The organism is Cellvibrio sp. UBA7661 (genome assembly GCA_002483365.1).
Lineage (GTDB): Bacteria > Pseudomonadota > Gammaproteobacteria > Pseudomonadales > Cellvibrionaceae > Cellvibrio.
In genome coordinates this window covers 324,702-338,833 of record DLHT01000003.1, presented here as the reverse complement: position 1 = coordinate 338,833, position 14,132 = coordinate 324,702, and the positions used below count along the sequence as shown (strand labels likewise).

The following is a 14,132-nucleotide window of genomic DNA, read 5'->3' as shown; positions in this document are numbered from 1 at the left end:
GTTTTAGATGGGTTTAGTGACAGATAACAGTAAATCAGGCTTTCTTTGCTTTTGGATTCGGCAAATCTGTAATGGTGCCTGCGCCCAACTCTGCGGCCAAACCGACGGATTCATGCAGGGTCGGGTGGGCGTGGATGGTCAGGGCGATGTCTTCCACACTTGCGCCAAATTCCAGCGCCAGCGTCAATTCACCCAGCAGCTCGCCGGCGTGGACACCCACAATCCCGGCGCCGATCAAACGGTCGGTAACAGGGTCGTAAATCAGTTTGGTCTTGCCTTCGCTGCGGTCGGCGGCAATCGCGCGGCCACTTGCACTCCAGGGGAATACCGCGGTTTTGAATGCGATGCCTTTTTGCTGGGCTTCTTTTTCAGTCAGACCAACCCAGGCAATCTCGGGGCTGGTGTAGGCGATAGAAGGGATCGCCATAGGTTCAAATTTGTGCGGATGGCCAGCAACACCTTCGGCAGCCGCGTGGCCTTCATGGGACGCTTTGTGGGCAAGCATGGGTTGGCCGATGATGTCGCCAATCGCATAAATGTGCGGCACATTGGTTTGCAGGTATTCATTCACCGGGATAAAGCCGCGTTCATCCACATTCACACCCGCTTTATCGGCACCAATCAACTTGCCATTGGGGGTGCGGCCTACGGCGACCAGTACCGCATCAAATTCACGCGGGGTTGCCGGGGCTTGCGCGCCGCTGAAGGCGACAGCAATCGCATCCGGTTTGGCGGTCACGGATTCCACTTTGGTGGAGAGCAGCACCTCAAAACGGTCTTTATTGTACTTGCTGTAAACCGCGACAAGGTCTTTGTCGGCAGCGGGTATCAGTTGGTCGGCAAATTCGACCACCGTCACTTTACTGCCCAGCGCTTCGTAAACGGTCGCCATTTCCAGACCGATAATCCCGCCACCAATCACCAACAGGCGGTTGGGTACAGAGCGCAGTTCCAGCGCACCGGTTGAATCGAAAATGCGTGGATCTTCGGGGATAAAAGGTAATTTCACACTGCGCGAACCGGCCGCGATAATCGCATGTTCGAAGTCGATCAGCGTAGTTTCGCCGCCATTCACGACTTGTAATTGATGGCTGCCGGTAAAACTGCCGTGTCCTTCCACCACACGCACTTTGCGGCCTTTGGCCATAGCGCCGACACCGGACACTAATTTACTGACCACGGAATCTTTGTAGGCGCGAACCTTGTCCAGATCGTGGCTGACAGCACCTATGCTCAGGCCTAGAGCATCGGCATGCTTGGTCTCATTGATGACTTCAGCAACGTGCAACAGTGCTTTGGAAGGAATACATCCCACGTTCAGGCAGACTCCGCCCAAGCTGGAATAGCGCTCAACCAGTGTAACCTCGAGGCCGAGATCAGCGGCGCGGAAGGCCGCAGAGTAACCGCCTGGGCCACTGCCGAGTACAACGAGTTGGGTTTTAATAGTTGCCATCGTTTGCTCCTGTGCACATTGGGAATATCGGGGTGTGAAGCGCATCATAAGCGATTCATTCATGCTTGGGAGGCCAGTTGCCGCCTTATTTTTCGTATTTGGGTCGCCGCATCTCGCGGCTGCTGGTTAATGCGCCTCCCGAAAGCGTAAGTCGAACAGTTCGCGATGCAGGTCAATCCAGGCTAAAAACTCTGCCAGTCGGGCTGATTCGTTGTGTCCTTCCCGGTAAACCAGTGAAATGGGTAACTCAGTGCTGAGCCATTCAGGCAATAGGTGAAGTAGTTTGCCTGCACGGATTTCTTCGCGCACTAATAACCACGGCAATTGCGCGACACCCAACCCTGCAACCGCAGCGTTGACCAAGGCTCCTAAATCGCTACATTGGAAGGCGACTGGCAGCGTCACTTGTTCGATATGAGCCTCTTTCTGCAGTGCCCATACATGCGGCTGTTGTTCAAGGATTTGCAAACTTTTGTGTTGCGCAAGGTCATGTGGTGTGCGGATGGTTTCATGGGTGGCGATATACGCAGGTGAGGCTACAACAACCCGATTAGCCCGACCCGGAGGGCGTTCAATTGTGGCTATTGTTTTTATGTTGCCCGAGATTGATACTTTTAAAAACACATGCAATGACCAATATCCGCATCCCCCTTCAGGTTAAGCCGAAACCTGTTCTCACCTAACCTTATCCATTGAGGAGTTACCCATGATCAAAGCCTATGCTGCCATGGCACCCGGTGCCCGATTTGAACCCTTTGAATATGACCCGGGGCCGCTTGGGAAAGACGAGGTGGAGCTGGATGTTGAATCCTGCGGTATCTGCCATAGCGATTTGAGCATGCTCGACAATGAATGGGGGTTTACCCAGTATCCTTTCGTCCCGGGGCATGAAGTGATTGGAATTGTGAGCGCGGTTGGTGAAGGCGTTACCAGTGTCACGGTCGGGCAGCGGGTTGGCCTTGGCTGGCACTCTGCCTATTGCAACAGTTGCCCAACCTGCCTGTCGGGCGATCACAATTTATGTGCGAGTGCACAGCCGACTATCGCCGGGCGCCATGGGGGTTTTGCGGACAAAGTGCGTGCACAGGCGGTGTCGGTCGTGCCATTGCCCGAGGGTATAGATGCAGATTCTGCGGGCCCCTTATTTTGCGGTGGCGTCACTGTATTTAATCCGCTGGTGCAATTCGAAGTGAAACCTACTGCGAAGGTGGGGGTAATTGGTATTGGGGGCTTGGGGCATCTTGCATTGCAATTTTTGCACTCATGGGGCTGTGAGGTGACCGCGTTCACCTCAAGCGAAAGCAAAAAAGCCGAAGCGCTCAAGCTGGGTGCACACAAAGTGCTTGATAGCAGCAATGCTGCCGCGCTGGCTGCCGCTGCCGGGCAATTTGATTTTATTATTTCAACGGTGAACGTGAAGCTCGACTGGAATGCTTATATTGCAACCCTGGCTCCAAAGGGGCGTTTGCATTTCGTTGGGTCGACCCTTCAGCCGTTAGATGTTGCGGTGTTTCCATTAATCAGTGGGCAGCGCTCTATTTCCGGCTCACCGGTTGGCAGCCCGGCCACCATCAGAACCATGCTGGAGTTTGCGGCCCTGCATGGGATTAAACCGGTCACTGAGTATTTTTCATTTGATCAGGTAAATGAAGCGATGGATAAGCTGCGGCAGGGTAAGGCGCATTACCGGATTGTGTTACAACACAAGTAATACGTTTATCTGTGAGGGTGTTCAATCCAAAGCCCCGGCGATATCGCCGGGACTTTTGCTCCACTTTCCATTCTCTGCTCCGCTTTGCATCCTCTGCTCTACTTCACATCCTCGGGGCATTGAACTAGAAGAAGCTGAAGCCTACCTGGAATAGCTTTTCAACATCGCGGATATGCTTTTTCTGTAACAAGAAAATAATCACGTGGTCGCCGGATTGCACCACCACATTGTCATGCGCGATGACGACTTCATCCCCATCCGGCCCCTGCCGCACAATCGCGCCAATGTTCGCGCCTTCAGGAAGATCGATGTCTTCCAATGCTTTGCCTACTACTTTGGATGATTTGGCATCGCCATGGGCGATGATCTCAATCGCCTCGGCCGCACCGCGCCGCAGTGAGTGAACATTTACTATATCGCCGCGCCGCACGTGGGTGAGCAGGCTGCCGATAGTGGTGGTTTGGGGTGAGATGGCGATATCAATATCGCCGCCTTGCACCACGTCTACATAAGCGGGGTTGTTGATCAGCGTCATCACTTTGCGTGCGCCCAAGCGCTTGGCGAGCATGGACGACATGATGTTGGCTTCATCGTCATTGGTCAGTGCGAGGAATACATCGGTATCTTCAATACTCTCTTCCATCAGCAGGTCTTTATCTGACGCACTGCCCTGGATCACTATCGCCCGTTCAAGCTGTTCAGAGAGGCGGATAGCGCGCTGTTTGTTGAACTCGATAACGCGCACGTTGTATTTGCCTTCCAGCATCCTGGCCAGGCGCAAACCGATATTCCCGCCACCGGCGATAGTCACGCGTTTGTAAGCCACCTCAAGACGGCGCAATTCACTCATGACCGCGCGGATATCCGCTTTTGCCGCGATAAAGAACACTTCGTCATCGGCTTCGATCACCGTGGTTCCGGTCGGCATTATGGCGCGATTGCGCCGGTAAATCGCCGCAACACGGGTATCGACCGAAGGCATGTGTTCACGTAAAAAACGCAGCTCCTGCCCGACCAATGGCCCGCCGTGGTAGGCCTTGACTGCAACCAGCTGCACCTTGCCATCGGCAAAATCCACTACCTGCAAGGCACCCGGCTGTTCAATCAGGCGGAACACATACTCTGATACCAGCTGTTCGGGGCTGATCAGTACGTCAATTGGAATAGCGCCATTTTCAAATAACTGTTGGTGGGTCAGGTAGGAAGTGGCGCGTACCCGTGCGATTTTGGTGGGGGTGCGGAACAGATGTTCGGCGACAGTACAAGCGATCATATTGATCTCATCGTCGCTGGTGACGGCAACCAGCATATCGGCATCTTCTGCTCCCGCTTGCATCAGTACATCCGGATGGGAAGCCTCGCCAGTTACGGCACTGATATCCAAGCGGTCACGCAGTTCGCGCAGGCGCTCTTCATCGGTGTCTATCACGGTGATGTCGTTAGCTTCGCTCGCCAGATGTTCCGCAAGGCTGCCGCCGACTTGTCCGGCACCGAGAATAATAATTTTCATAGTTCGCCTGTTTTATTTTCGTATCGTCACTTTTTATTTGCGCATCGCCGCTTTATTTACACAACGTCGCCTTCTATTTCCGCAACGTTACTCCCGCACGCGGGAGCCCAACAACATAATAGTCGCTATACCCTTACACGGCCTTACGCAAACGCGCGTAGTAAAAACCGTCATGGCCATCCACTTGCGGTAACAATTGTCTGCCGCAGGGTTGTGCCAGACCCCAATCGGCATCGAGTTGATCGCAGCTTGCATCAGGGTTGCGTGTCAAAAAGGCCTCGACAACCCGCGTATTTTCTTTGGGCATAATCGAGCAAGTCGCATAGAGCAACACGCCGCCCGGCTTGAGTAATGACCAGAGATTTTGTAGTAACTGATGCTGCAGCTGCCCTAACCGGTCAATTTCCTCAGGGGTACGCAGCACTTTAATATCCGGATGGCGGCGCACGATACCTGTAGCGGAGCAGGGGGCATCGAGTAGGATGCGGTCAAATAGCTGGCCATCCCACCAATCGCCCGGACGTGTACCATCGCCACAGAGAATTTTTGCGCTCACCCCCAAGCGGGCAAGGTTTTCGCGCACCCGCTGCAGACGGCGCTCCTCCACATCCAACGCAGTTACCCTGAGGCTGGGTTCCAGCTCCAGCAAATGACCGGTTTTTCCACCTGGTGCACAACAGGCATCCAATACTTGCATATTTGGCGATAATTGGAGCAGTTCGCCACTTAATTGCGCTGCTTCATCCTGCACGCTCAGCCAACCTTCAGCAAAATGCGGCAGTTGTCGTGGATCGCAGGCGTGTTCCAGTGTGATGCCATAAGGACTATAAGGCGTGGGTTTGGCGCCAATTCCGTTATCTTGCAGCAGTTGCAGATAATCGCTGCGGTTGATGTTGTGCGTATTCAGTCGCAGCGTGAAGGGTGGATGCTGGTTGTTGGCGGCCATGATTTGTGCGGCTTGTTGCGGCCAGCTTTTGCTGATACTGCCTTCCATCCACGCGGGATGATTGTTTTGAAAGGCACGGTTTTCGCTGAAAAATGCGCTAATTTTGTCGTTATCGCGCTGGAAATTGCGCAAAACACCATTTACCAGATTGGTCGCCCAAGGCTTTTTGATATGACGGGTCACTTCCACTGTCTCGCCAATCGCGGCGTGATCAGGGATGCGTGTGTGCAGCAATTGGTAGAGGCCGAGCAGCAATAGCGCTTGTACATCGCTGTCTTTCGCGCGCAAAGGTTTGTCTAACAAGTATTCGGTGTAGGCTTGCAGCTGGGGGTGGTAACGACAGCAGCCAAAGCAGAGTTCTTGCAGTAAAGAGCGATCATTTTCAGCAATTTTCGGCAAAATTGCCGGTAAAAGGCTTGAAAGTGAGCCGCTGCCGTTCAGTATTTGGGCGATGACCTGAGCCGCGGCGGCGCGCACGCTTAGCATGAAGGCTGCTCCAATTGGTCGCCTACTTTAAACAGGTCGGGATGGCCGCGCAGGATTTCGTTGACCGACATCGCTTTTTTGCCGGGTAATTGCAGCTGCTCAAGCACCAACTGACCCTGTACGCAGGCAATCCAAAGCCCTTGTGCATCAATTCGGACGATGCTGCCAGGTGTGGCTTGGGAGTTGTTGTCGGTAGCTTTGGCGGCCCAAACGCGGATGCGCTGGTCATCGCCTGTGCCTGCTGGTTTGGTGTGGGCAATGGGAAAGGGATTAAACGCGCGCACTTTGCGCTCCAGCGCAAGCGATGGCAATTGCCAATCCAGCGCAGCTTCTTCTTTGCTGAGCTTGGGTGCGTAGTTGGATTGGCTATCGTCCTGTTTTTGCGGGGTAATGGTGCCGGATTGGATCAGATCGAGCGCTTCTACCAGTGCGGGTGCGCCAATATGGATGAGCTTATCGTGCAGGCTTCCGCCGGTATCTTCGGGTAAAATCGGGCAATATGCTTTGATCAGCATGTCGCCTGTATCCAGGCCGACATCCATTTGCATAATCGTCACACCGGTTTCGGTATCGCCCGCTTCTATCGCTCTTTGAATAGGTGCTGCACCGCGCCAGCGCGGAAGTATCGATGCATGGACATTAATGCAGCCGAGGCGCGGGGCATCCAAAACGATTTTGGGCAGGATCAAGCCATAAGCGACAACTACCATTAAATCGGCATTGAGCGATGCCAGCTCGGCGACCGCCTCCGGGCTTTTGAAATTCAGTGGTTGGTAGACGGGAATGCCATGGGCAAGTGCGACTTCCTTTACCGGGCTTGCGGTCAGTTTCTTGCCGCGCCCTGCCGGGCGATCTGGCTGGGAGTAAACAGCAATCACGTGATGGCGGCTGCCAAGCAGTGCCTTTAGATGTTCCGCGGCAAATTCCGGCGTACCCGCAAAGATAATGCGCAAACCTTGGCTCATGGATGACCTATCGTGTTGTTTTACAATAAAAAAAGGCGCTCATGGCGCCTTGGTTGGCAGTGCGTGGATTAGCGCGCCTCGGCCTTATGTTTCTTTTCCAGCTTGGTGCGGATACGCGAGCGTTTGAATGGCGATATATGGTCTACAAACAGTTTGCCATTGAGGTGATCCAGCTCATGTTGGATGCATACCGCCAGCAATCCCTGGGGTTCCATTTCAAATGGTTTGCCATCGCGATCCAGTGCTTTAACCCGGATATGGCCGGGGCGGACTACGGTTTCATAAAAGCCTGGAACTGACAGGCAACCTTCGTCGTATTCGCTTAATTCCTGATCCAGCACTTCAATTTCGGGGTTAATAAACACCATGGGCTGGGATTTGTCCTCGCTCACGTCTATAACTACTACACGTTTGTGGACATTGATCTGCGATGCCGCTAAACCGATACCGGGAGCGTCATACATGGTTTCAAACATGTCATCGACCAGTTTGCGGATACTGTCATCCACTTCTGTGACGGGTTTGGCGACAGTACGCAGCCGTGGGTCGGGAAATTCAAGGATAGGTAACAAGGCCATAGTGTTTGTGACAAACTTCTAGTAAAAAGGTAATAACCGCTGCTAACATGATGATCGCACAGGATTTATGCGGTGCAAATGGAAACAGCATGGGCTTTAATTCATTATTATACGTCTATCTGCCCCAGGACCGAATAAAACAGGATCGGTTTCTATGAAAAAAATATTACTGGCCGTCGCTGCGGCTTCTCTCATCAGCTTTTTTTCCTGGGCTGACGATGCACTTCTCAAGACAGGTCATCCTGACGAATACACCGTCAAAAAAGGCGATACCCTGTGGGATATTTCCGGCACATTTCTGAACAGCCCTTGGTTGTGGCCAGAGATATGGCACGTTAATCCTCAAATTGAAAACCCCCATCTGATTTTTCCGGGCGATTTAATCAAGTTGATCTATCTGGATGGCCAGCCGCGCCTGACGTTGGAGCGCACCTTGAAAATGGTTCCCGGTGAGCGCGGCGCGGGCATGAATGGCGCGACCAAGCTCAGTCCGAGCATTCGTGTGCAAAGTACCGAAGAAGCCATCAGTACCATTCCACTCGATAAAATCGATGCTTTCCTGTCGCGCAGCCGAATTGTGGCTCAGGGTGATCTTGAGGCTGCTCCTTATATGCTTGCAGGACAGCAGCAGCACGTGATTGTGGGGGCTGGTGATCGCGCTTATGCGCGCGGTGAGTTTGATGCCAACTACTCCAATTACAGTGTCTATCGTCAAGGTCAGGTATTTAAAGACCCGGTAACTAAAGAGTTCCTTGGTGTTTACGCGCAGGGCATTGGTACGGTTGCGGTGACAAAAGTGGATAGTGAAGTGGCGACATTGGATGTATTGCGCACTTACGAAGAGATTCGCCCTGGCGACAAACTCTTGCCCAGTGAAGACCGCTCCGTTGACTCTGTATTTTTCCCAAGCGCACCCGATGTTGAGATCGAGGCACAAATCATTGCTGTTGAAGGCGGTGTTTCCCAGGTTGGGAAGTACAACACCGTGATTATCAATCGCGGTGAGCGCGAAGGTTTGCAAATCGGTAACGTGATGGCGATTTATAAAAAAGGTGAGGTGGTCGCTGATCGCGTAAAAGGCGGCAAAATCGCTCTACCAGATGAGCGCGCCGGTTTGCTGATGGTATTCCGTACCTTCGAAAAAATGAGTTTTGCCTTGGTGTTAGAGGCTGATCGCGCTTTGGCAGTTAACGATAAAGTGCGCAATCCCTGATAGCCAATTCGCTGCCGTCACTGGCAGCGCCCCAGTTCAAGGACGAACCCTATGCCCCTCTCCCCCCTTGCCGCAACACTTTTGCTGTTGCGTTTACCTGAAGTTGGTGTCGCCGGGTACTGGCAATTGCTAAGTCAATTGGAATGCCCCTCGCAACTCATCAATTCCCCACCTGCTGATTTGGCTTCTTTTCTAAAACCAGCGGCTGTTGAAGCACTAAAAGATTACTTAGCCAACCCTGATGGCTCGGAACTGGGATGTCGATTGACGGCAGATTTGGCTTATATCGAATCGCAACCGGAACTTTACTGCCTGCTTTACGATGATCCACTTTATCCTCGCCTGCTGCGTGAAATCCCGCGTCCACCGCCACTGTTGTTTGTGCGAGGCGATCCTGCAAGCCTTAGCTTGCCGCAATTAGCGATTGTAGGTAGCCGTAATCCCAGTGGCGGCGGCGCCGAAAATGCTGAGCGTTTTGCGCATTATATGGCTGAGCGCGGGTTTGCCATCACCAGTGGTTTGGCATTGGGGATAGATGCGGCTGCACATCGCGGTGCCCTGCGTGCCAGAGGCAAAACTATTGCGGTGATGGGTACGGGGATTGATCGGATTTACCCTTCACGTCACCGCGCGCTCGCCCAAGACATTATTGATACTGGTGGCGCACTGGTCAGTGAGTTTCCATTGGGAACCGCATCCCATGCCTGTAACTTCCCGCAACGCAATCGCATCATCAGTGGTTTAAGTGGAGGGACTTTGGTGGTGGAGGCTGCGGTACAAAGTGGTTCATTGATCACCGCATCCTACGCGTTGCAGCATGACCGCGAGGTGTTTGCGATCCCCGGGTCGATCCACAATCCTTTGGCGCGCGGTTGCCATCAGCTGATTCGCCAGGGGGCAACGTTGGTTGAAACGGCGCAGGATATCGTTGATCAGTTAGCAGGGCTGCTCAGCTATAAGCGACAAGAAATCAAACAGCCATTACTACAAGCAGATTTTCTCTACCCGAATGAACAGCCGCCAGCATCGATAACGCAAGAGGTTATCACGCTTGATGATCCGGAAAAGCAGCTTTTGCAGGCCTTGGGGTACGATCCGTTACCCGTGGATTTGCTGGCAGAGCGCACAGGTTTGGATATTGGTAGTTTATCGGCGCAGCTAATTGGTCTGGAAATTAAAGGATTGGTACAACAGGTCGGCGCTTCTTATGTGCGGACAGGAGCAGTTGAGCTGGTATCATAGCGGCATCGCATTGTTCTCTCTCGACAAAAGGTTTTGCCCTAATGATTGATTGGTCGCTTAATCCCCGCATCCAATTTGCCGCACGCCAGATGAAACAGGGCGGTGTAGTGGCATATCCGACCGAGGCTGTCTGGGGTTTGGGTTGCAATCCGTTTGATGAAGCTGCTGTGTATGAAATCCTTGCGTTGAAAGATCGCCCGGTTGAAAAAGGCGTAATACTTGTGGCCGCCAACATTGCTATGTTTGAGCCCTTCATTTACCACCTCAATGATCTGCAGCGTCAACGGTTGAAAAATTCGTGGCCGGGGCCTCATACCTGGCTGGTACCTAACAATGGTCTGGTGCCCTACTGGATTACCGGTAAATTTAAGAGTGTGGCACTGCGGGTGACAGGCCATCCGGTTGCGGCGGGTTTGTCGCGCGCTTTTGGCGGGCCGATTGTATCGACTTCATGTAATCCGGCGGGGCTTCCGCCAGCAACTAATATCCATCAGGTGCGCCGCTATTTTGGTAACGGGTTGGATGCGATTACTTCAGGCCAAGTCGGCAAACGCAATACGCCATCTGAAATTCGCGATCTATTGACCGGCGAGATCATCCGCCCGGGCTGATGGGAAGCAACCATTCGTCGCAATCCAACCATAGAACCAACCAAGGTTTTCCCCTTTCACGCATGGCCGCGTAGAATGTCGGCCTTTCTTACCATGTACCCTCTTACCGGGTATTTCCGGCTCATTGTTAAGGAACTCTCATGACTCTTTCTCAACCGGATAAGGCTGCGGTTAAAGCCTATCTTCTCGATTTGCAAGATCGCATCTGTAACGCCCTGGCCGTGGAAGACGGCGGTGCTTCCTTTGTGGAGGATAGCTGGACGCGCACCGAAGGTGGCGGTGGACGCTCGCGTGTTATTGTCAACGGAGCGGTGATCGAGAAAGGCGGCGTTAACTTTTCCCATGTGCACGGGACACAAATGCCGGCCTCGGCGACGGCGCATCGCCCTGAACTTGCCGGGCGCTCTTTTGAGGCTATGGGGGTGTCGCTGGTCATTCATCCGCACAACCCTTATGTACCAACCAGCCATGCCAATGTGCGATTTTTTATCGCCGAAAAAGAAGGCGCAGCACCGGTGTGGTGGTTTGGTGGTGGTTATGATTTAACGCCTTATTACGGCAATGAGGATGATGTTATCCATTGGCACCAAACTGCCAAAAACGCGTGCGATCCACACGGCGAACATCTTTATTCCACATTTAAAAAATGGTGCGATGAGTATTTTTATCTAAAACATCGCAACGAAGCTCGCGGTGTAGGTGGATTGTTTTTTGATGACTACAACGCTGAAAGTTTTGAGCATAGTTTTGCGCTGATGCGCGCAGTGGGCGACAGCTATATTCCTGCGTATCTACCGATTGTTGGCGCGCGCAAAACTACACCTTTTAGTGAACGCGAACGCGATTTCCAACTGTATCGCCGCGGCCGTTATGTTGAGTTCAATCTGGTTTATGATCGCGGGACTTTATTCGGATTGCAGACTGGTGGCCGCACCGAATCGATTCTAATGTCATTGCCGCCACTGGTGCGCTGGGAATACAACTGGCAGCCGGATGCAGGTAGTGCTGAGGCCGAATTGTACGAAAAATTTTTACCGCATCGCGAATGGCTGAAATAAAAAATAAATAGTCTGATAACTGTTTTGTTGAATTTTTTTTGGATACCCCATGACTGACTTATATGCCGTATTTGGCAACCCGATCAATCACAGTAAATCACCTAATATCCATCGCCAGTTTGCCGAACAAACCGGGCAGGACATGCATTACACCAAACAATTGGTAAACGAAGGCGAATTTGAAAAAGCGGCGCAGGAATTTTTTGAGCAAGGTGGCAAGGGTTTAAATATTACCGTGCCATTCAAATTAAACGCGTATGAATTTGCACAGCAACGAACCGCGCGTGCTGAACGTGCAGGCGCGGTCAATACATTAGCGCGTTTGGGTAATGGCACTATTTTGGGTGATAACACCGACGGCATAGGCATGGTGCATGACATGCACAATCTTGGCTGGGAGCTGGAAGGCAAGCGCATTCTAATTTTGGGTGCAGGCGGCGCAGTACGCGGTGTTTTACAGCCTTTGCTGGAGGAAAAACCCGCGCAAGTTGTCATTGCAAACCGAACCTTCGCAAAAGCAGAAGAACTTGCCAAAAACTTTCTTGATTTGGGTGATGTACAGGCAAAAACGTTCGAGCAATTAGCGGGCGAGACATTTGATATTGTGATTAACGGCACCTCGGCCAGTATGCAAGGTGAATTACCGCCACTGCCCAATAATTTGCTCGCAGAAAACGCTTGCTGTTACGACATGATGTACGGCGCTGAGCCCACCATTTTTTTGCGTTGGGCAAAAGATTTCGGTGCAGCGCATGTTGCTGATGGTTTGGGTATGTTGATTGGTCAGGCAGCAGAAGCGTTTTATTTGTGGCGACAAATTCGTCCGGAAGTGGTTCCGGTAATTACTGCTATGCGTCGCCAGATCAACGAGAAAAAATAAATGTGGCGCTATGGTGTATCTCTCACTGTTTTTCACGGCGTTTATCGCCGCTACTCTGTTCCCGCTCTCGTCTGAAGCTTTACTGGCTACACTTCTGTATCAACACTATTCGCCCTGGTTGCTGTGGATTGCAGCAACCAGCGGCAATACACTTGGCTCTTGTGTGAATTGGTATTTGGGAAAAGAGTGTCTGCGCTGGCAAGATAAAAAATGGTTTCCCCTAAAACCGACACAACTGGCTAAAGCCCAACTGCATTTCCAGCGCTATGGTGTATTGTCGTTGTTGTTTGCATGGTTACCGGTCATTGGTGATCCGTTGACGTTTGTAGCAGGTGTAATGCGAATTCCGTTTTGGAGGTTTTTGGCTTTGGTAGCGATTGGAAAATCGCTTCGCTATGGCGCTGTTATTTTGCTAACGCTAAATATCATTAACTAGCAAGCCAGGTGTGGTTGGATATATTTTTGATAAACCACTGCAGTGCCCTGCCTGAATTATTTTTTCGCCATGCCATGTAAAGCGGGATATTCGGGCGTGGCACTGAACATTCCAGCACAATCAAATCGCCACGTTTTACTTCATCGCTAATTAAATGTTTTGGCAAAAAGCCCACGCCTATGCCGAAAATTTGCGCCTGAATTTTTGCAGCGACATTAGGTACGCGGATAATTTGTTTGCTTTCGAGCAAACCTGATTCCCGCCCCGGTGAGGTGAGCGATGAATCTGCCATGACAATCGTAGGGAATGCGCGTATGGCGGCGGCATCGACCGGGCCTTTATGCAGGCAGAGCGGATGTTCGCGCGCGACAGCAAACACAAATTCCACTTCGCCCATCAGGTGATATTCAAAAATACCTTTGGGTAAATCACCGCTCGCACCGAGCGCTAAATCACAGCGCTCGGCGATCAATGCATCCCATGTGCCGCCTAAGACTTCTTCTCTGATGGTGATGGCGACCCGTTTATCCAACTGGTTGAATGCGTTGATCTGTTTTAACAGCGGAGCCAGCGGCAAGACAGTATCCACAGCGATGCGCAATTGCGTTTCCCAGCCGGATTCCAGTTGCTGCACCGCCTCCTCTATCGCATTGGCAGCCTGCAGCAGTTGGCGGCCCTGCTCCAACAACAAACGCCCGGCAGCGGTTAGCTGGGCCTTCTGTTTGCTGCGGTCAAATAAGGTGATGCCAAGATCGGATTCCAGCTTTTGGACGGTATAGGAAAGCGCCGATGGCACCTTGAACAAGGCCTCAGCGGCGGCACTAAAGCTGCCTTTACGGTCAATTGCATCCAGTACACGCAGGGCTTCCAGGGTGATGGCATGGTGCATAGTTTGGCTTTTCCTTTGTTCAAAAAATTTGAAGTAATAACTCAAAATGTTCCGCTTTTTTCTCGGCGGCTACAAGCCTATTCTTGCAACACGTGAGGCGAACAGCGAAATACAGCAAGCCAAACCAACGATATTAACTGAATGCGGTAATCAA

The 14,132-nt window shown here is 52.1% G+C and carries 14 protein-coding genes; 7 read left to right on the top strand and 7 right to left on the bottom strand.

What is annotated here, in order from left to right:
• Positions 1-34: 34 nt before the first annotated feature.
• Together lpdA and B2739_RS01730 are read right to left on the bottom strand one after the other, a co-directional pair.
• The gene (gene lpdA / locus B2739_RS01735) at positions 35-1,453 is read right to left on the bottom strand and encodes a dihydrolipoyl dehydrogenase (protein ID WP_331344150.1); all 1,419 of its coding nucleotides are present in this window, start codon (positions 1,451-1,453) and stop codon (positions 35-37) included.
• A gap of 126 nt (positions 1,454-1,579) precedes the next feature.
• On the bottom strand, positions 1,580-2,077 hold the full coding sequence (locus B2739_RS01730; RefSeq protein ID WP_331344149.1) for a LysR substrate-binding domain-containing protein: 498 nt from the start codon (positions 2,075-2,077) through the stop codon (positions 1,580-1,582).
• Positions 2,078-2,159: 82 nt separating this feature from the next.
• On the opposite strand from B2739_RS01730, the gene ahr reads away from it, so the two are divergent.
• On the top strand, positions 2,160-3,164 hold the full coding sequence (gene ahr, locus B2739_RS01725) for an NADPH-dependent aldehyde reductase Ahr (RefSeq protein WP_331344148.1): 1,005 nt from the start codon (positions 2,160-2,162) through the stop codon (positions 3,162-3,164).
• Positions 3,165-3,288: 124 nt separating this feature from the next.
• On the opposite strand, the gene trkA is transcribed toward ahr, so the two are convergent.
• From trkA to def, 4 genes are all read right to left on the bottom strand, one after another.
• Positions 3,289-4,674, bottom strand: coding sequence for a Trk system potassium transporter TrkA (gene trkA, locus B2739_RS01720; protein WP_331344147.1), 1,386 nt, complete (start codon positions 4,672-4,674; stop codon positions 3,289-3,291).
• 133 nt (positions 4,675-4,807) lie between these two features.
• On the bottom strand, positions 4,808-6,106 hold the full coding sequence (gene rsmB, locus B2739_RS01715; RefSeq protein ID WP_331344146.1) for a 16S rRNA (cytosine(967)-C(5))-methyltransferase RsmB: 1,299 nt from the start codon (positions 6,104-6,106) through the stop codon (positions 4,808-4,810).
• Positions 6,100-7,071, bottom strand: a complete 972-nt coding sequence (gene fmt, locus B2739_RS01710) for a methionyl-tRNA formyltransferase (RefSeq protein ID WP_331344145.1) — start codon at positions 7,069-7,071, stop codon at positions 6,100-6,102. Before fmt ends, rsmB begins: the two co-directional genes overlap by 7 nt.
• 68 nt (positions 7,072-7,139) lie before the next feature.
• Entirely contained in the window at positions 7,140-7,649 is a 510-nt protein-coding gene (def, locus tag B2739_RS01705) for a peptide deformylase (RefSeq protein WP_331344144.1), read from the bottom strand.
• A gap of 154 nt (positions 7,650-7,803) precedes the next feature.
• Between def and B2739_RS01700 the strand changes: the two genes are divergently transcribed.
• The 6 genes from B2739_RS01700 to B2739_RS01675 all read left to right on the top strand — a co-directional run bounded on the left by B2739_RS01700 (position 7,804) and on the right by B2739_RS01675 (position 13,089).
• A complete protein-coding gene (locus B2739_RS01700; RefSeq protein WP_331344143.1) occupies positions 7,804-8,862 on the top strand; it encodes a LysM peptidoglycan-binding domain-containing protein in 1,059 nt (352 codons plus the stop codon).
• A gap of 51 nt (positions 8,863-8,913) precedes the next feature.
• Positions 8,914-10,104 (top strand): DNA-processing protein DprA, encoded by a 1,191-nt coding sequence (gene dprA / locus B2739_RS01695; protein ID WP_331344142.1) that lies wholly within the window; start codon positions 8,914-8,916, stop codon positions 10,102-10,104.
• Positions 10,105-10,145: 41 nt separating this feature from the next.
• Positions 10,146-10,715, top strand: a complete 570-nt coding sequence (locus B2739_RS01690) for an L-threonylcarbamoyladenylate synthase (protein ID WP_331344141.1) — start codon at positions 10,146-10,148, stop codon at positions 10,713-10,715.
• Positions 10,716-10,855: 140 nt separating this feature from the next.
• On the top strand, positions 10,856-11,773 hold the full coding sequence (gene hemF, locus B2739_RS01685; protein WP_331344140.1) for an oxygen-dependent coproporphyrinogen oxidase: 918 nt from the start codon (positions 10,856-10,858) through the stop codon (positions 11,771-11,773).
• 49 nt (positions 11,774-11,822) lie between these two features.
• Positions 11,823-12,653 (top strand): shikimate dehydrogenase, encoded by an 831-nt coding sequence (gene aroE, locus B2739_RS01680; protein WP_331344139.1) that lies wholly within the window; start codon positions 11,823-11,825, stop codon positions 12,651-12,653.
• 10 nt (positions 12,654-12,663) lie between these two features.
• Positions 12,664-13,089, top strand: a complete 426-nt coding sequence (locus B2739_RS01675; protein ID WP_331344138.1) for a YqaA family protein — start codon at positions 12,664-12,666, stop codon at positions 13,087-13,089.
• Here the strand turns inward: B2739_RS01675 and B2739_RS01670 are convergent.
• Complete coding sequence (locus tag B2739_RS01670; protein ID WP_331344137.1) at positions 13,082-13,978, bottom strand: LysR substrate-binding domain-containing protein; 897 nt, start codon at positions 13,976-13,978, stop codon at positions 13,082-13,084. The two genes, B2739_RS01675 and B2739_RS01670, sit on opposite strands and share 8 nt — an antisense overlap.
• Between the last annotated feature and the right edge of the window lie 154 nt (positions 13,979-14,132).